Source organism: Sphaerotilus montanus, from assembly GCF_013410775.1.
Taxonomy (GTDB): domain Bacteria; phylum Pseudomonadota; class Gammaproteobacteria; order Burkholderiales; family Burkholderiaceae_C; genus Sphaerotilus; species Sphaerotilus montanus.
In genome coordinates, this window is the sequence record NZ_JACCFH010000001.1 from 3227186 (window position 1) to 3243333 (window position 16148).

The 16148-nt window shown below is 69.2% G+C and carries 13 protein-coding genes; 8 read left to right on the forward strand and 5 right to left on the reverse strand.

Annotated elements, in window-relative coordinates; all coding sequences use genetic code 11:
- Positions 1-18: 18 nt before the first annotated feature.
- A complete protein-coding gene (locus BDD16_RS14765) occupies positions 19-729 on the reverse strand; it encodes a response regulator transcription factor (RefSeq protein ID WP_179634643.1) in 711 nt (236 codons plus the stop codon).
- A 6-nt stretch (positions 730-735) separates the two neighbouring features.
- Positions 736-2814 (reverse strand): PAS-domain containing protein, encoded by a 2079-nt coding sequence (locus BDD16_RS14770; protein WP_218897823.1) that lies wholly within the window; start codon positions 2812-2814, stop codon positions 736-738.
- Positions 2815-2961: 147 nt separating this feature from the next.
- Here BDD16_RS14770 and BDD16_RS14775 point away from each other — a divergent pair, with 147 nt between their 5' ends.
- The 7 genes from BDD16_RS14775 to BDD16_RS14805 all read left to right on the forward strand — a co-directional run bounded on the left by BDD16_RS14775 (position 2962) and on the right by BDD16_RS14805 (position 9973).
- Positions 2962-4602, forward strand: coding sequence for an acyl-CoA synthetase (locus BDD16_RS14775; protein ID WP_179634645.1), 1641 nt, complete (start codon positions 2962-2964; stop codon positions 4600-4602).
- 10 nt (positions 4603-4612) lie between these two features.
- The gene (locus BDD16_RS14780) at positions 4613-5389 is read left to right on the forward strand and encodes an ABC transporter ATP-binding protein (RefSeq protein WP_179634646.1); all 777 of its coding nucleotides are present in this window, start codon (positions 4613-4615) and stop codon (positions 5387-5389) included.
- Entirely contained in the window at positions 5386-6132 is a 747-nt protein-coding gene (locus BDD16_RS14785; RefSeq protein WP_179634647.1) for an ABC transporter ATP-binding protein, read from the forward strand. Before BDD16_RS14780 ends, BDD16_RS14785 begins: the two co-directional genes overlap by 4 nt.
- A 91-nt stretch (positions 6133-6223) precedes the next feature.
- A complete protein-coding gene (locus BDD16_RS14790; RefSeq protein ID WP_179634648.1) occupies positions 6224-7447 on the forward strand; it encodes an ABC transporter substrate-binding protein in 1224 nt (407 codons plus the stop codon).
- A 171-nt stretch (positions 7448-7618) separates the two neighbouring features.
- Positions 7619-8503: a branched-chain amino acid ABC transporter permease gene (locus BDD16_RS14795; RefSeq protein ID WP_179634649.1), complete on the forward strand. Its 885-nt coding sequence runs from the start codon at positions 7619-7621 to the stop codon at positions 8501-8503.
- 29 nt (positions 8504-8532) lie between these two features.
- Positions 8533-9480 carry a branched-chain amino acid ABC transporter permease gene (locus BDD16_RS14800; protein ID WP_179634650.1) on the forward strand — a complete coding sequence of 316 codons (948 nt, stop codon included), beginning with the start codon at positions 8533-8535 and terminating at the stop codon, positions 9478-9480.
- Positions 9481-9499: 19 nt separating this feature from the next.
- Complete coding sequence (locus tag BDD16_RS14805; protein WP_179634651.1) at positions 9500-9973, forward strand: MaoC family dehydratase; 474 nt, start codon at positions 9500-9502, stop codon at positions 9971-9973.
- Between the two features lie 4 nt (positions 9974-9977).
- On the opposite strand, the gene BDD16_RS14810 is transcribed toward BDD16_RS14805, so the two are convergent.
- The 3 genes from BDD16_RS14810 to BDD16_RS14820 form a co-directional block, all read right to left on the reverse strand.
- Entirely contained in the window at positions 9978-11654 is a 1677-nt protein-coding gene (locus BDD16_RS14810) for a vanadium-dependent haloperoxidase (RefSeq protein WP_179634652.1), read from the reverse strand.
- 109 nt (positions 11655-11763) lie between these two features.
- Positions 11764-13776 carry a sensor histidine kinase gene (locus BDD16_RS14815; RefSeq protein WP_179634653.1) on the reverse strand — a complete coding sequence of 671 codons (2013 nt, stop codon included), beginning with the start codon at positions 13774-13776 and terminating at the stop codon, positions 11764-11766.
- 19 nt (positions 13777-13795) lie between these two features.
- The gene (locus tag BDD16_RS14820) at positions 13796-15178 is read right to left on the reverse strand and encodes a sigma-54-dependent transcriptional regulator (protein ID WP_179634654.1); all 1383 of its coding nucleotides are present in this window, start codon (positions 15176-15178) and stop codon (positions 13796-13798) included.
- A gap of 105 nt (positions 15179-15283) precedes the next feature.
- Here BDD16_RS14820 and BDD16_RS14825 point away from each other — a divergent pair, with 105 nt between their 5' ends.
- The gene (locus BDD16_RS14825) at positions 15284-16129 is read left to right on the forward strand and encodes a Rossmann-like domain-containing protein (protein WP_179634655.1); all 846 of its coding nucleotides are present in this window, start codon (positions 15284-15286) and stop codon (positions 16127-16129) included.
- Positions 16130-16148: the final 19 nt, after the last annotated feature.

A 16148-nucleotide genomic window follows, 5' to 3' on the forward strand; every position in this document is an offset into this window, starting at 1 on the left:
CTGGGGGGAGGAGCCAGCTCAGGCCCAGGTGACCTCGCTGGCGAACAGATACCCCGCGCCATAGACCGTGCGGATCAGCTTCGGGTTCTGCGCATCGACTTCGAGCTTGCGGCGCAGGCGCGAGATGCGCACGTCGATGCTGCGGTCCAGCGGCGAGAGGTCCGGGTCGCCGCAGATCTGCTCGCGGGCCAGGATGCGGTTCGGGCGCTGCAGGAAGGTGCAGAGCAGCTTGGCCTCGCCCGAGCTGAGGGTCCATTCCTGCTGGTCGCTGCCGCGCAGGGTGTTGGTGTCGGGGTGGAAGATCCAGCCGCTGAAATGCGCCTCGGCCGGGCGGCGTTCGTCCAGCGGCATGTGGCCGGAGCCCCCGCTGCGCCGCCGCAGGATGCTGCGCACGCGCGCCACCAGTTCGCGCGGCTCGAACGGTTTGGTCACATAGTCGTCCGCGCCCAGCTCCAGCCCCATCACCCGGTCGCCCAGGTAGGCGCGGCCGGTGAGGATGAGCAGGCCGCAGTCGTGGCGGCGCTGGAGTTCCTGCACCAGGTCCATGCCGTCGGCGTCGGGCAGGCCGAGGTCGATGATGCACAGGTCCGGCTTGCCCACGCGCAGCTGCTGGCGCAGCTCGGCGGCGTTGCGGCAGACGTCGGTGTCGAAGCCGAAGTCGCGCAGCACGGTGTTCAGCAGCCGGGCGACTTCCGGGTTGTCCTCGACGATGAAGATGCGGGCGCTCATGTCAGGTCACGGCGTGTCGAGCTGTTCGAGCGCGTCGCCCAGCTCGCTGCTGGAAAACGGCTTGCGCAGCAGGGGCGGGCCGCCGTCCTCGGGGGGCAGGTTCATCGCGTCCGCATAGCCGCTGATCAGCAGGATGCGCATGTCCGGGTGGCGCAGGCGGGCCTGCCGGCTGAGCGCGCGGCCATCGAGCCGGCCGGGCATGACGATGTCGCTGATCAGCAGGCCGATGTCGGGCACGGTCTGCAGCAGGTCGAGGGCTTCCTCGGCGTGGGCGGCCTCGATCACCGGGTAGCCCATGCCGACCAGCTGGCGGCGGATGACGCGGCGCAGCTCGTCGTTGTCTTCCACCAGCAGCACCAGCGGCCGTTCGGCCTGCGCCGCGGCAGAGCCGGGCAGGGCCGCGGGCTGGAGCAGGGCAGGGGCGCCGTCCAGGTGGTCGTCGCCCAGATCTGGGCGGCCGGACTGCGGCAGCAGCAGGCTGACCTGCGTGCCTTCACTGGGGCGGCTGTGCAGGATCACGCTGCCGCCGCTCTGCTTGGCGAAGCCGTAGACCATCGACAGCCCCAGCCCGCTGCCACTGCCGAAGCGCTTGGTGGTGAAGAAGGGCTCGAAGACGCGGGCCTGGGTCGCGGCGTCCATGCCGATGCCGGTGTCGGAGACGGTGATGCGCACGTAGTCGCCGGGCGGCACATCGACCGCCGCCGCCGCGAGACGGCCCAGGTGGACCGGGTGGGCCTCGATGCGCAGCTCGCCGCCTTCGGGCATGGCGTCGCGGGCGTTGATGGCCAGGTTGACCAGCGCGCTTTCCAGCTGGTGCGCGTCCGTGAGTGCATGCACCGGCGTGCCCGGCTCGGGCGGCACGACCACCACCCGCACGGCATCCGGCAGCGAGCGCCGCAGCAGGTGCACCGCGTCGTCGATCAGCTCGGCCACATCGACCGGCTGCGGTGCCAGCGGCTGCTGTCGGGCGAAGGTCAGCAGGCGGCGGATCAGCTCGGCGCCGCTGTGCGCGGCCTTGAGCGCAGGGGCCAGGAACTCGGCCATGTCCGGGTCGCCCGGGTGGCGGTCGCGCAGCGCGGCGAGGTTGCCGATCATCACGGCCAGCATGTTGTTGAAGTCGTGCGCCAGCCCGCCGGTGAGCTGCACCACGGCTTCCATCTTCTGCGCCTGCACGACGGCGGCCTGCGCGTCCTTGAGCTGCGTGATGTCCACCGAGAGCACGAAGCAGCCGAGCACCTCGCCGTCCGGGCCGATCTCGGGCACGAGTTCGCTGCGGGCGTGCATGGTGCGGCCCTGCAGCCCGGGCGTGGCGTATTCGTAGCTGACGCGCTGGCCCTGCAGCGCCACGCGCACGTGCGGCGAGACGGCGGCGTAGACCTCGGGGCTGACCACCTCCGCGATCGAGCGGCCGAGCACCCGGTCCTTGCTGTGGCCGAACCAGTCGGCGTAGCCCTTGTTGACGTAGCGGTAGACCTCGTCGCGGTCGAAGTAGCCGATCATGGCCGGCACCGTGTCGGTGATCAGCCGCAGCCGCTCCTCGCTGCGGCGCAGCGCGGCGGTGATCTGCTGGTTGGCCTCGTGGGCATTGCGCAGCTGGCGGTTGCTGGACTGCAGCTCGGCGGTGCGCTGGGCGACGCGGCGTTCCAGCTCGGCGTTCTGCTCGCGGATCATGCGCTCGTAGCGGCGCTGGGCGGTGATGTCGGTGAACAGCGTGATGAAGCCGTGGTGCGGCAGCGGCTCGCCGCGCACCGAGATGATCTGGCCGTTCGGGCGCTCGCGTTCGGTGCGGTGCGGCTGGAAGGTGCGGGCCATGCGCACCCGCTCGGCCACCAGCGTCTCCACGTCCCCCGGCCCGTACTCGCCGCGCTCGGCGTTGTAGCGCATGAAGCTCTCGAACGGCGCGCCCACGAAGGTCAGGTTGTCCGGGAACTCCAGCAGCTGCAGCAGCGCCTGGTTCCACGCCACCAGCCGCAGGTCGGCGTCGAACACGGTGATGCCCTGGTCGAGCAGGTCCAGCCCGGCCTGCAGCAACTCGTGGCGCTGCTGTTCGCGCAAGGGATCGGCGGGGGTGTGGGCGGGGTGCATCCGGGCCATTCTAGGAGGGGGCGCAAGCCCGGCGTCAGGACGCAAACATTCGATACATTCGCTCCGAGGTGATGCAAAAGTCACGTCCGATCATCGCGCTCCAACGGCTGGACCACCAGCCGACCCGAGTTCGATGGAGACGCCGACATGCGAGTGACTGCCTATGACCAGGGACTGGAGCGCAACAGCGCCAACCATGTCGCCCTGAGCCCGCTGAGTTTTCTGGAACGCACGGCGCACATCTACCCGAACCGGGTCGCTGTCGTCCACGGCGCACTGAAGCAGACCTGGGCCGAGACCTACACCCGCTGCCGCCAGCTGGCCAGCGCCCTGCAGCGGCGCGGCATCCAGGTCGGCGACACGGTGGCCGCGATGCTGCCGAACACGCCGGCGATGTACGAGTGCCACTTCGGCGTGCCGATGTCGGGCGCCGTGCTGAACACGCTCAACACCCGGCTCGACGCGGAAGCGATCGCCTTCCAGCTCGACCACGGCGAAGCCAAGGTCCTGTTCACCGACCGCGAGTTCTCCTCCACCATCAAGCGCGCGCTGGCGCTGATGACCGGCCCGCAGCCGCTGGTGATCGACGTGGCGGACGCCGAGTACGAGGCCGGCGTCTTCCTCGGCGAGAAGGAATACGACGACTTCCTGAAAGAGGGTGATCCCGCCTTCGCCTGGTCGCTGCCGAGCGACGAGTGGAACGCCATCGCGCTGAACTACACCAGCGGCACGACCGGCAACCCCAAGGGCGTCGTCACGCACCACCGCGGCGCCTACCTGAACGCGACCTCCAACGTCGTCACCTGGGCCATGCCGCGCCACTCGGTCTACCTGTGGACGCTGCCGATGTTCCACTGCAACGGCTGGTGCTTCCCCTGGACGATGGCGCTGCAGGCCGGCACCAGCGTCTGCCTGCGCCGGGTCGATCCGACGCTGATCTTCCCGCTGATCCGCGAGCACCACGTCACCCACCTGTGCGGCGCGCCCATCGTCTACGGGCTGCTGATCAATGCGTCCGAGTCGCTGCGCGCCGGCATCGAGCACACCGTGAACGGCCTGATCGCCGGGGCCGCGCCGCCGGCCGCGATCATCGAAGGCTGCGAGCGCATCGGCTTCGACATCACCCACGTCTACGGCCTGACCGAGGTCTACGGCCCGGCGGCGGTCTGCGCCAAGCAGGAAGAATGGGCCAGCCTGCCGATCGGCGAGCGCGCCCGGCTGAACGCACGCCAGGGTGTCACGCACTCGATGCAGGAAGCCATTGCCGTGCTCGACCCCGAGACGCTGCAGCCCGTGCCGGCCGACGGCGAGACGATGGGCGAGATCTTCTTCCGCGGCAACGTCGTGATGAAGGGCTACCTGAAGAACCCCGACGCCACGGCCGAGGCCTTCCGCGGCGGCTGGTTCCACACCGGCGACCTGGCCGTGATGGACCCGGACGGCTACGTGAAGATCAAGGACCGCAGCAAGGACATCATCATCTCCGGCGGCGAGAACATCTCCAGCGTCGAGGTGGAAGAGGTGCTGTACCGCCACCCGGCCGTGCTGGTGGCCGCCGTCGTCGCAGCGCCGGATCCGAAGTGGGGCGAGGTGCCGTGCGCCTTCCTGGAAGTGCGCGAGGGGTCGGAGGTGACCGAGGCCGACATCATCGAGCACTGCCGCCTCGGCATGGCGCGCTTCAAGGTGCCCAAGCGCGTGGTCTTCGGTGTGCTGCCCAAGACCTCGACCGGCAAGATCCAGAAGTTCCTGCTGCGCCAGCAGATGCAATCGGCTTCGGCCATCGGTTGAGGACGCGCGCATGTCGAACACTGCCTCCCAGTCCGCCAAGTCGGATTTCATCCTGCAGACCGTCGGTCTGACCAAGGAATTCAAGGGCTTCGCCGCCGTGCAGGACGTGAACCTGAACGTGCAGCGCGGCCACATCCACGCGCTGATCGGCCCGAACGGCGCCGGCAAGACGACGGTCTTCAACCTGCTGACCAAGTTCCTGCAGCCGACCCGCGGCACCATCACCTTCAACGGCATCGACATCTCCCGCGAGGAGCCGGCGCAGATCGCCCGCCGCGGCGTGATCCGCTCGTTCCAGATCTCGGCGACGTTCCCGCACCTGACCGTGCTGGAGAACGTGCGCGTGGCGCTGCAGCGCAAGGTGGGCAACTCCTTCCATTTCTGGAAGTCCGAGAAGACGCTGAACTCGCTCAACGACCGGGCGGTCGAGCTGCTGGAGTCGGTGGACCTGGGCGAGTACGTCAACACCGTCACCGCCGAGATGCCCTACGGCCGCAAGCGCGCGCTGGAGATCGCCACCACGCTGGCGCTGGACCCGGAGCTGATGCTGCTGGACGAGCCGACGCAGGGCATGGGCCACGAGGACGTGGACCGTGTCGCCGAGCTGATCCGCAAGGTGTCCAAGAGCCGCACCATCCTGATGGTGGAGCACAACCTGTCGGTGGTCGAGACGCTGTGCGACCGCATCACCGTGCTGCAGCGCGGGCAGATCCTGGCGGAAGGGCCGTACGCGGTCGTGTCCAAGGATCCCCGCGTCCTCGAAGCCTACGTCGGAGTCGAAGCATGAGCGCGACCGCCATTCCCTCGGGCGCCAGCGCCTTCAAGCCCGGCGGCGAGCTGCTGCGCATCACCGATCTGCACGCCTTCTACGGCGAGTCGCACATCCTGCACGGCATCGACCTGACCGTGAACAAGGGCGAACTCGTCACGCTGCTCGGCCGCAACGGCGCGGGCCGCAGCACGACGATGAAGTCGATCCTCGGACTGGTCGGCCGCCGCACCGGCAAGATCATGTTCAACGGCACCGACATCACCGCGATGGCGCCGCACCGCATCGCGCGGCTCGGCATCGGCTTCTGCCCGGAAGAGCGGGGCATCTTCTCGGGCCTCACCACCGAAGAGAACCTGATGCTGCCGCCGCAGGTCGCCTCGGGCGGCATGACGCTGGACGAGATCTACACGCTGTTCCCCAACCTGCACGAGCGCCGCCACAGCCCCGGCACGCGCCTGTCGGGTGGCGAGCAGCAGATGCTGGCGATGGCGCGGATCCTCCGCACGGGCGCCAAGCTGCTGCTGCTCGACGAGATCACCGAAGGCCTGGCGCCCGTGATCGTCAAGAAGCTCGGCGAGGTGCTGCGCCTGCTCAAGACCCGCGGCTACACGATCCTGCTGATCGAGCAGAACTTCCGCTTCGCCGCGCCGCTGGCCGACCGCCACATCGTGCTGGAGCACGGCTCCATCGTCGCGACCGTGACCAAGGAAGCGCTGCCCTCGCAGACCGAGATGCTGCACCAGATGCTCGGCGTCTGAGTCCGTCCACCCGCACCCACACACCGTCATTCCTGCGCAAGCGGGAATGACGATCTGTTGAAGACGATCTGTTTTTTCTCAGGAGACAACCATGACCTCGAAACCCGCACTCAAGACCCTGTTCCAGGCCGTCGGCCTCGCCCTCGCCACCATCGGCGCCGCTTCGGCCCAGGTGTCGGACGGCGTCGTCAAGATCGGCGTGCTGACCGACCTCTCGGGCGTCTACTCGGACGTGGCCGGCAAGGGCACCGTCGTCGCCACCCAGATGGCCATCGACGACTTCAACGCCAAGGAAAAGCCGTCCTTCAAGATCGAGGTCGTCTCCGCCGACCACCAGAACAAGGGCGACATCGCCGCCAACAAGGCCCGCGAGTGGTTCGAGCAAGGCAAGGTCGACACCGTCTCCGAACTGGTGACGACCTCGGTCGCGCTGGCCGTGCAGAAGATCGCCAAGGAAAAGAACCGCATCGCGCTGATCTCGGGCGCCGCCTCGACCCGCGTGACCAACGAGGACTGCAACGACGTCACCGTCCACTGGACCTATGACACCTACGCGGTCGCCAACGGCACCGCCAAGGCCGTCACCAAGGCCGGTGGCAAGAAGTGGTTCTTCCTGACCGCTGACTACGCCTTCGGTCACTCGCTGGAAAAGGACGCGGGCGACGTGGTCAAGGCCAACGGCGGTGAAGTCGTCGGCGCCGTGCGTCACCCGTTCCCGGGCTCGGACTTCTCGTCCTTCCTTCTGAAGGCGCAGTCCTCCGGCGCGCAGATCATTGGTCTCGCCAACGCCGGCGGCGACACGATCAACTCGATCAAGCAGGCCGCCGAGTTCGGCGTCACCCCGAAGCAGCAGCTCGCCGGCCTGCTGATGTTCATCACCGACGTGCACTCGCTCGGCCTGAAGACCACGCAGTCGATGTACCTGACGGAAGGGTTCTACTGGAACCTCAACGACGACACGCGCGCCTGGTCCAAGCGCTTCTTCGACCTGCACAAGCGCATGCCGACGATGGTCCAGGCGGGACAGTACTCGTCCGTCATGCACTACCTGAAGGCGGTCAAGGCCGCGGGCACGGATGACACCGCCAAGGTGATGACCCAGATGAAGAAGACGCCGGTCAACGACTTCTTCGCCAAGAACGGCACCATCCGCGACGACGGCCGCATGGTCCACGACATGTACCTGCTGCAGGTCAAGAAGCCGGCCGAGTCGAGCACGCCCTGGGACTACTACCACGTGCGCGCCACCATCCCGGCGGCCGAGGCCTTCCAGCCGCTGTCGGCGTCGAAGTGCCCGCTGGTGGCCAAGAAGTAACAGAGCCCACGCGCAAGCGGCCCTCCCCGCCCCGTCATTCCCGCGCAAGCGGGAACCCACGCCCGCCACTGCCGGCCGCTGTCTGCTGTCTGCGTGGGTGCCCGTTCGCGCGGGCATGACGGGTGGGGCCGGGGACGGCATTCCTTTCTTCCATCACCACGGAAAGTCGTCATGGAAATCTTCGGTATTTCGTCCCAGGCGCTGTTCGGCCAGCTCTTGCTCGGGCTCATCAACGGCTCGTTCTACGCCGTGCTGAGCCTCGGGCTCGCGGTCATCTTCGGCCTGCTCAACATCATCAATTTCTCGCACGGTGCGCTCTACATGATCGGCGCGTTCGTCGCGTGGCTGGGTCTGGAGTACTTCGGCATCAACTACTGGGCGGCGCTGATCCTGTCGCCGCTGGTCGTTGGCGTGCTCGGCATCGTCATCGAGCGGCTGCTGCTCAAGCACCTCTACAAGCTCGACCACCTCTACGGCCTGCTGCTGACCTTCGGTCTGGCGCTGATCGGCGAGGGCGTGTTCCGCAACCTCTACGGCAGTTCGGGCCAGAGCTACCCGGTGCCGGAAATCCTGCAGGGCGGCGTGGACCTGGGCTTCATGTTCATGCCGCTGTACCGCGGCTGGGTCGTGGTCGCCGCCTTGAGCGTCTGCGCCATCACCTGGTACCTGATCGAGCGCACCCGGCTCGGCGCCACGCTGCGCGCCGCGACCGAGCGGCCCGAGCTGGTGCAGGCGCTCGGCATCAACGTGCCGGTGCTGGTCACCGTGACCTACGGCGCCGGGGTCGCGCTGGCGGCGTTTGCCGGCGTGCTGGCCGCGCCGGTGGTGCAGGTCAATCCGCTGATGGGCTCCAACCTGATCATCGTCGTGTTCGCGGTGGTGGTGATCGGCGGCATGGGCTCGATCCTCGGCTCCATCGTCACCGGGCTGGGCCTGGGCATCGTCGAGGGGCTGACCAAGGTGGTCTACCCCGAGGCGTCGGCGGTGGTGATCTTCGTGATCATGGTCGTGGTGCTGCTGCTGCGCCCGGCGGGTCTGTTCGGCAAGCAGGCGTGACGCCGCAAAGGCACAAAGGTACCAACCCCATGAAACCCGTTGTTGCATCCTCGAAATCCCAGGCTGGTCTGATGTTCGGCCTGCTGCTGGTGGCTGGTCTGGTCGCGCCCTTCGTGGCCTACCCGACCTTCCTGATGAAGCTGCTCTGCTTCGCGCTGTTCGCCAGCGCGTTCAACCTGCTGCTGGGCTTTGCCGGCCTGCTGTCGTTCGGCCACGCGGCCTTCTTCGGCGGCGCGGCCTACGTCTGCGCCTGGCTGGTGAAGGAAGCGGGCTGGTCGCCGGAGCTGGGGCTGGTCGCCGGCACGCTGGTCGGCGGTGGCCTGGGCGCCATCTTCGGCTGGGTGGCGATCCGCCGCGCCGGCATCTACTTCGCGATGATCACGCTGGCGCTGGCGCAGCTGGTGTTCTTCCTGGCGCTGCAGCTGCCGTTCACCGGCGGCGAAGACGGCCTGCAGGGCGTGCCGCGCGGCAAGCTCTTCGGTCTCGTCGACCTGAGCGACAACACGGCGATGTACTACTTCGTCTTCGCGGTGTTCTTCGCCGGCTTCGCGCTGATCTACCGCACGGTGCATTCGCCCTTCGGGCAGGTGCTCAAGGCGATCCGCGAGAACGAGCCCCGCGCCATCTCGCTGGGCTACCAGGTCGAGCGCTACAAGCTGGTCGCCTTCGTGATCTCGGCCGCGATGGCCGGGCTGGCGGGCTCGATGAAGGCGCTGGTGTTCCAGCTGGCCTCGCTCACCGACGTGCACTGGCACATGTCCGGCGAGGTGGTCCTGATGACGCTGCTGGGCGGCCTGGGCACCATCCTCGGCCCGGGTGTCGGCGCAGCGGTCATCGTCGCGCTGGAGAACGAGCTGGCGGACAAGGTCGGCTCCTGGGTCACGGTGATCATGGGCTCGATCTTCGTGATCTGCGTGCTGGCCTTCCGGCGCGGCATCGTGGGCGAACTCAAGGCGCTGCGCGAGCGCATCAACTGATCCGATCCGGAGCATCCCCATGAACGATCTCAATGGCCATGACGTCGAAGACCTCTCGGTCGGCATGACCGCGACCTTCTCCAAGACCATCACCGAAGCCGACATCGTGCTCTTCGCCGGCGTGTCCGGCGATGGCAACGCGATCCACACCAACGAGGAGTTCGCGTCGCAGACCCCGTTCAAGGGCCGCATCGCCCACGGCTTCCTCACGGCCAGCGTCATCTCGGCCGCGGTTGCCAACAAGCTGCCCGGCCCGGGGGCGATCTACCTCGACCAGCGCCTGAGCTTCAAGGCGCCGGTGCGGCCGGGCGACACGGTGCATGCGACCGTGCGCGTGAAGGAGGTCATGCCCGAGCGCGGGCGGGTGCTGCTGGAGACGACCTGCACGGTGCGCGGGATAGTCGTGATCGACGGGGAGGCGCTGATCAAGGTGGGGTCGAGCGCGAAGCGGCAGGCGAAGGCGGCGGCCAGCGCAGCCGCGGTCACGGGGTGACGGTTCAGCGGAGATCGGTCCAGGCGGCGGTGCCGTCGGGAATGCGGTCACGTGTCTGGCAGCGCTGCAGGGCGCGGCAACGCGGGTTGGCATCGCCTCCCTCGAAGTAGTAGCGCGCCTTCTCCCAGGTCCGGTGCCCGATGCGCTTGCCCAGCGACCGGGCGACCACATCCCCGTCCTCGAAATGGATGCCGCCATAGCGGCGTGACCAGCCGGCCTGGTTCGCTGCAGACACGAAGCTGGGGTAGCGCCAGCGGTGCACGCCGATGAGTTCCGGTGCTTCGACGAGGGTGGGTTTCCAGGCTGCGGCAAAGGGGTCGTAGGTCGCTTCATATCCGAAGCGGGACGAGCCGGTCACCATCTTGAGCGCTTGTGCGCTGGCTGCACTGAACCCGCTGTGCCCCGACACATATTCGGGAAAGGCCGGCGTGAGCGGGTGGTTTGGGTTGTTCGTCGGGTTGTAGGGCAGCCATTCCTCTCCTGGAAGTTCGCGGTTGTAGCCCCAGGGCTGGCCGGTGACCGGGTGCGGACGGTCATCCCAGGGAGTGTCCGGCCCACCCCAGGCCAGCACGGTGCGCCCACGCATCACGTGGCGCACGGCGGTGATCGGCCGCACATAGTCGTGCACGTACTTCAGGTGCCAGATCACGATGCCGGCATCGAAGGAGGCGTTGTGCAGCACGAAGAACAACTTGACCGATGCGTCCAGCGACAGGCGGTCGCGCCGGACCACGAAGTGCGCCAGTTCACCGAAATGCCCGGGTGGCAGGTAGGAGAACGGCCCATCGGCCCAGAACTCGACGATGGCCTTGCGGTTGCCATGCCGTTCGGTCCCGATCCGGCGGCTTTCCCGCAGCGCGGTCTCGACCTGCGCCCGGTAGTCCGCGGATCCGTGCAGCTTGGGCAGGCGGGCGGCCGGGATCGGGAACTCGCGCAGGAAGGCGTCGGCGCTGTCGAAGGAGAACGGCCGCACGCGCCCCCAGTGCGGCGCCAGCGGCACCTGCGCCGCAGCGCCATTGGGCAAGGGCTGCCAACGGTTCGGGTCCACGCGGTCGATGGGCGTGTTCCCGGCGTTGACTGGCGCGTAGCCGGTGTAGTCGCAATAGGCCTTGACGGTGCTGGCGGGCTGGCAAGGGATCTGCCCCTTGTCGTTGGCGCCATCGTCGGCGCGTGCGGCGAGCACGGCCTCGGCGGCCGCCTGGCCGAGTTGTCGGGCGTCTGACTGCCAGGACTCTGTGGCCTGCGGCGCGGGGTCGAACTCGGCGAGCAGCGAATCGAAGCCACTGCGCCCCTTGGGCAGCAGGTCGAGCGCGCAGCGGTGCGCAGCGTGGCTCACCGCCAGCGTCTTGGCGGGCTCGCTGCGCTGGTCCGGCGGCCGGCGCTGTTCGCCCCGCAGGTTGAAATGCACCCCTGTGGCGCGCCGGTCGAATGCACTCCAGGCGTCATACATGCAGGTGTGGGCCACCGCCAGCATCCGCGACACCACCGGCGGCGAGGGCTTGGCCTCCTTGATGGCATCGAGCAATGCGGCATTCCAGCGCACGGCCAATGGATCGGCGGCGGGTGGCGCCGCCTGGCGGCGTGTCGGTGTGGCAGCGGCGGCGTCGGCCGGGCCGACCAGCGTCAGCGCGGCGGGCAGCAGGGCAAGCGCAAGGGCTGGAGCGAGGCAAGAATGGTGCATGGGCGCTTCCTTTCAGTGTTCCAGTCCAGCACGGCAGCACAGCGTAGTGCCCTGACCAGCGATTGCGACCTGACCTGGGTCATGCGCATCAACCGTGTGGCGGCCTCCCTCAGCGGGGAGGGCCCGGACTGACTTCACCGGTCCCCAGCACCAGCGTGAACACCGCACCTGCCGGCGGCCGTCCCTGGGTGTCGTGCTGCGGTCGGTTTGTGGCCAGCAGCTCGCCACCGTACCGCTCCAGCAACCCCCGGCTGATCCACAGCCCGAGCCCGTTCCCGTCCCGCTTGGTCGTGAAGAACGGCTGGAACAGCGCCGCCCGCGTCGCCTCGTCCAGCCCCGGCCCGGTGTCGGCCACGTCGATGCAGACCGCGCCGTCCGCGGCCTCGCGCACCGACAGCGTCAGCACCCGCTCCCGCCCCTGCGGCCCGGTATCGCCGGCCATCGCCTGCACCGCGTTCACCATCAGGTTGATCAGCACCTGCTGCAGCTCCTGCCGGTTGATCGCCACCGCCGGCGCGCTCCCCGCCACGCACTGGTTGTCCAGCCGCACCCGCTCCCGCTCCAGCAGATGCCGCACCAGCACCAGGCTGTCCTGCACCACCTCGGCCACGTCCAGCCGCTCGACATAGCCGGCGTACTCGTTCGGCCGCGCATACTGCAGCAGCTGCGTGACGATCAGCCGCATCCGCTCGACCTGCGCGTCGATCAGGCGGATCTCGTCCTGCACCGGCGTGGCGTGCGCGCCCAGCGTCAGGCGCATCAGGTCCAGGTTGCCCTGGATCACCGCGATCGGGTTGTTGATCTCGTGGGCGATGCTGGCGGTGAGCTGGCCGATGGCGGCGAGTTTCTCGCTGCGCACGAGCTGCTGCTGCGCGGCCTCCAGCGCGGCGGTGCGCTCGGCGACCTTGTGGTCCAGTGCGTCGCCCCAGTGCTGCAGGGCGCGGGTCTTGTCGTCCACGGTGTCGAGCAGGTGGTCCAGCGTTGCCGCCAGGCGGCCGATCTCGTCGGGCGGGGTGACCGGGCCGACACGGGCGGTGGCTTCGCCCGATTCGACACGGCGCATCGTGGCGGTCATCGCTTCCAGCGGGCGGAAGATGCGCCCCGCCGCCCGCAGCGACCACCACGCCGCGAGCAGCATCACCGCGAAGAACACCACCCCGATGCCCGCCAGCACGGCGTATTTCACCGCGACGAACGGCCGCTCCAGAAACCCGACGTAGAGCATCCCGACCCGCCGCCCGCCCGCGTCCGCCAGTGGCAGGTAGCCCGAGACGTACCAGTCCTTGACGACAAACGCCCGGCCCAGCCAGGTGTCGCCGCGCCCGAGCACCGCCTCGCGCACGATCGCCGACACGCGGGTGCCGATGGCCCGCTCCGCCGCCGGATCGCCGAACAGCCGCACGTTGGTGCTGACGCGCACGTCGTCGAGGAAGAGCGTGGCCGTGCCCTGGCTGCCGAAGGCGAGCGAGCCTTCGGGGTAGACGATCTCGTTGATGTGGTCGATGAAGCCGAGGTTGCGGTTCAGCAGCACGCCACCGCGCAGCCAGCCGAGCGTCTCGCCCGCCGCGCCGGTGACGCGGGCGTGGGCGACGAGGACGAGGCCGCGGTCCTCGGTGGTGCGGTCGGTGGGGGCGGCGCCGTCGGTGGCAACCAGTGCGATGCGCGACTGCTCGGACAGCCCTTGTGCCAGCGCGTCCAGTTGTGCCGCGGTCAGCACGGCCACCGAGGTGCTGTGGTCCGGCAGACCGGCCAGGCCCGCGGCGTCGGTGTCGGCCGCAGCACTGGCCGTGGCAGGTCGCCACTGGAGGAAATCCAGCCCGCGCTCGCGGCGCACCCGGGTCAGCAGGCCGTCGAGCGCGGCGGCCCGTTCGGGCGGCGCGATGGCCAGGGCGCGCTGCAGCCGGGCGGACTCGGCCACCGCCTGCGTGCCGCTGCCGACCTCGGCCAGCACGCGGTCGAAATAGCCCTGCGCTACGGCCAGGTCGCTGCGGATCTTGCCGATCAGCAGTCCGTCGATCGCCGTGTTCCCCCACAGCAGCAGGATCAGCCCCAGCAGCGGCAGCACGCCCAGCAGCGGCACCAGCGTGAGCGCAAGCAGCCGGTGGCGGATCGAGCGGGTCACGCGGACACTCCCCCGTCCGTCAGGCCGCCGCCCACTCGGCGACCCGCCGCTCCAGCGTGCGCCGCGAGATGCCCAGCAGCGCCGCTGCGCGGCCCTTGTCGCCGTCCACCGAGGCGAGCACGCTCAGGATGTGCTGCTTCTCCAGCGTCTGCAGGTCGGTGGTGGCCGGGGGCTGCGTGGTGATGCCCCGGGCCGGTTCCGTGCGCTCGACGGGTTCGGGCGCCTGGTACAGCGCCGTGACATTGAGCTTGCCGAGGATCAGCGAGCGCTCGACGAAGTTGCGCAGCTCGCGCACATTGCCCGGCCAGTCGTACTGGCGCAGGTAGGCGAGGTCCTCGTCGCTCAGGGCCAGCGGTGGGGCACCGAGCTGCGGTGCGAGCAGCTGCACGAAATGCGCGAACAGCAGCCCGAGGTCGTGCTTGTGCTCGCGCAGCGGGGGCAGGGCGATTTCCACCACCTGCAGCCGGTAGTACAGATCCTTGCGGAAGCGGCCTGCCGCGACCTCCTGCGACAGGTCGCGTGCGCTGGCGGCGACGATGCGCACGTCCACCGGGCTCTTCTGCTGGCTGCCCATCGGCCGCACCTGGCGTTCCTCCAGCACCCGCAGCAGGCTGGCCTGCACCGACAGCGGCAGCTCCGCCACTTCGTCGAGGAAGAGCGTGCCGCCCTGCGCGTAATGGAACAGGCCGTCGCGGGCCTGCGCCGCCCCCGGGAAGGCGCCGGGGGCATGGCCGAACAGCTCGCTTTCCAGCAGCTCCGGGGGCAGACCGCTGCAGTGCATGTGGACAAACGGTCCGGCGGCGCGGGCGCTGCGGTCGTGGATGGTCTGGGCGGCCAGTTCCTTGCCGGTGCCGGATTCGCCCAGCAGCAGCACGGGGCTGTTCACCTGTGCCACCCGCCCGAGCGCGTCGCCGAGCCGGCGCATCGCCAGCGAGTGGCCGACCAGTGGCAGCTCGGCTGGTTGCTGCGACTGGAGCGACTGCAGCGAGCGGCGCAGCAGGTAGTTCTCGCGGGTCAGGCGCGAGCGCTCCATGCCTTGCTGCACGGCGTTGAGGATCTGCGCCAGCCGGAACGGCTTGAGGATGAAGTCGGACGCGCCGGCCCGCAACGCCTCGATCGCCACGTCCAGGTCGGCGAAGGCGGTGATCAGCACCACCTCGCCGGCATACCCCTGTTCCCGCAGTTCGCGCAGCCAGACCAGCCCGCTCTTGCCGGGCAGCGTGATGTCGAGGATGACGAGGTCGTAGCGGTGGGCGCTGACGAGGACCTGGCCGTCCTCGGCGCTGCCGGCGGCGTGGACCTGGCCGAAGCGCGGGGCGAGCGCCTTTTCGAGGAAGTTGCGCATGCCGGGTTCGTCGTCGACGATGAGTGCTGCGCCGTGGGGCCAATGGGTGTCGTGCATGGGGGTCTCGGTGTCGCGGGCGACTGTAGCAGCGGCCCGGCGGGCGGGTATTCGTGGAAACTTGCACTCCCAGTCCACCGCTGTCCCGATTCCGACGAGGCCCCCATGACCGTCATCCCCGACATCCTTGCGCAGCTCGCCCGCCTGGACGCCTGCGCCAACGTGCCGCGCGTGAAGGCGCTGCACCTGCCGCCGCCGCACGCCGTGGCCGCGTCGCGCATCGCAGGGCGTGGCGAGTTCTGCGCGCTGGAGTTGACCGACGGCACGCTTGGCCTGGCCTATGTGCTGCTCGACGACCACAGCGACGCGCTGCGCGAAGGGCAGGGGCTGGACGGGCTGGTCGGCGCTTCGGCGCTGGACATCGCACGCGGGCTGCTCGAGCCGCAGGGCGTGAACCGCGTGCTCGGCTGGGCAGCGGTCAACGCGATGACACGCTGGCTGTACGACCGTGCTGGCTACGTGCCGCCTGAGAGCCGCGACTCCTTCGGCCAGTTGCCGATCGTGCCCGGCGAGCGCATCGGGATGGTCGGCTTCTTCACGCCGCTGATCGACCGCGTGCTGGCGGCGGGCGCGCGGCTGACGGTGGTCGAGCTGCGCACGGACCTGCAGGACGCCCGGCCCGGCCTGCGCCTGACGAACGACCCGGCGGAGCTTGAAGGCTGCACCAAGGTGCTCTGCACGAGCACGGTCCTGATCAACGACACGCTGGACGCGACGCTGGCCCACTGCCGCGACGCCCGCTGGTTCGCGATGGTCGGGCCGAGCGCGGGCTGCTTGCCGGACGCGCTGTTCGCCCGCGGCGTGACGATGGTGGGTGGCACCTGGGTGACGGACCCGGCGGCGTGCCTGTCGGCGCTGATGCATGGCGAGGCGCTCAAGGGCGGGACGCGGAAGTTTGCGATCGAGCGAGTGGGGTGGCCCGGCTTCGATGCGCTGCTGGCGCTGCTGTGATGGAATCCGCTCCGCCGTT

Excerpts from the sequence above, each read along its gene's own strand:
- BDD16_RS14765 (WP_179634643.1), bottom strand. The coding sequence starts at position 729 with ATGAGCGCCCGCATCTTCATCGTCGAGGACAACCCGGAAGTCGCCCGG.
- BDD16_RS14810 (WP_179634652.1), bottom strand. The coding sequence starts at position 11,654 with ATGCACCATTCTTGCCTCGCTCCAGCCCTTGCGCTTGCCCTGCTGCCC.
- BDD16_RS14795 (WP_179634649.1), top strand. The coding sequence starts at position 7,619 with ATGGAAATCTTCGGTATTTCGTCCCAGGCGCTGTTCGGCCAGCTCTTG.
- BDD16_RS14825 (WP_179634655.1), top strand. The coding sequence starts at position 15,284 with ATGACCGTCATCCCCGACATCCTTGCGCAGCTCGCCCGCCTGGACGCC.
- BDD16_RS14820 (WP_179634654.1), bottom strand. The coding sequence starts at position 15,178 with ATGCACGACACCCATTGGCCCCACGGCGCAGCACTCATCGTCGACGAC.
- BDD16_RS14805 (WP_179634651.1), top strand. The coding sequence starts at position 9,500 with ATGAACGATCTCAATGGCCATGACGTCGAAGACCTCTCGGTCGGCATG.
- BDD16_RS14790 (WP_179634648.1), top strand. The coding sequence starts at position 6,224 with ATGACCTCGAAACCCGCACTCAAGACCCTGTTCCAGGCCGTCGGCCTC.
- BDD16_RS14780 (WP_179634646.1), top strand. The coding sequence starts at position 4,613 with ATGTCGAACACTGCCTCCCAGTCCGCCAAGTCGGATTTCATCCTGCAG.
- BDD16_RS14770 (WP_218897823.1), bottom strand. The coding sequence starts at position 2,814 with ATGCACCCCGCCCACACCCCCGCCGATCCCTTGCGCGAACAGCAGCGC.
- BDD16_RS14800 (WP_179634650.1), top strand. The coding sequence starts at position 8,533 with ATGAAACCCGTTGTTGCATCCTCGAAATCCCAGGCTGGTCTGATGTTC.
- BDD16_RS14785 (WP_179634647.1), top strand. The coding sequence starts at position 5,386 with ATGAGCGCGACCGCCATTCCCTCGGGCGCCAGCGCCTTCAAGCCCGGC.
- BDD16_RS14775 (WP_179634645.1), top strand. The coding sequence starts at position 2,962 with ATGCGAGTGACTGCCTATGACCAGGGACTGGAGCGCAACAGCGCCAAC.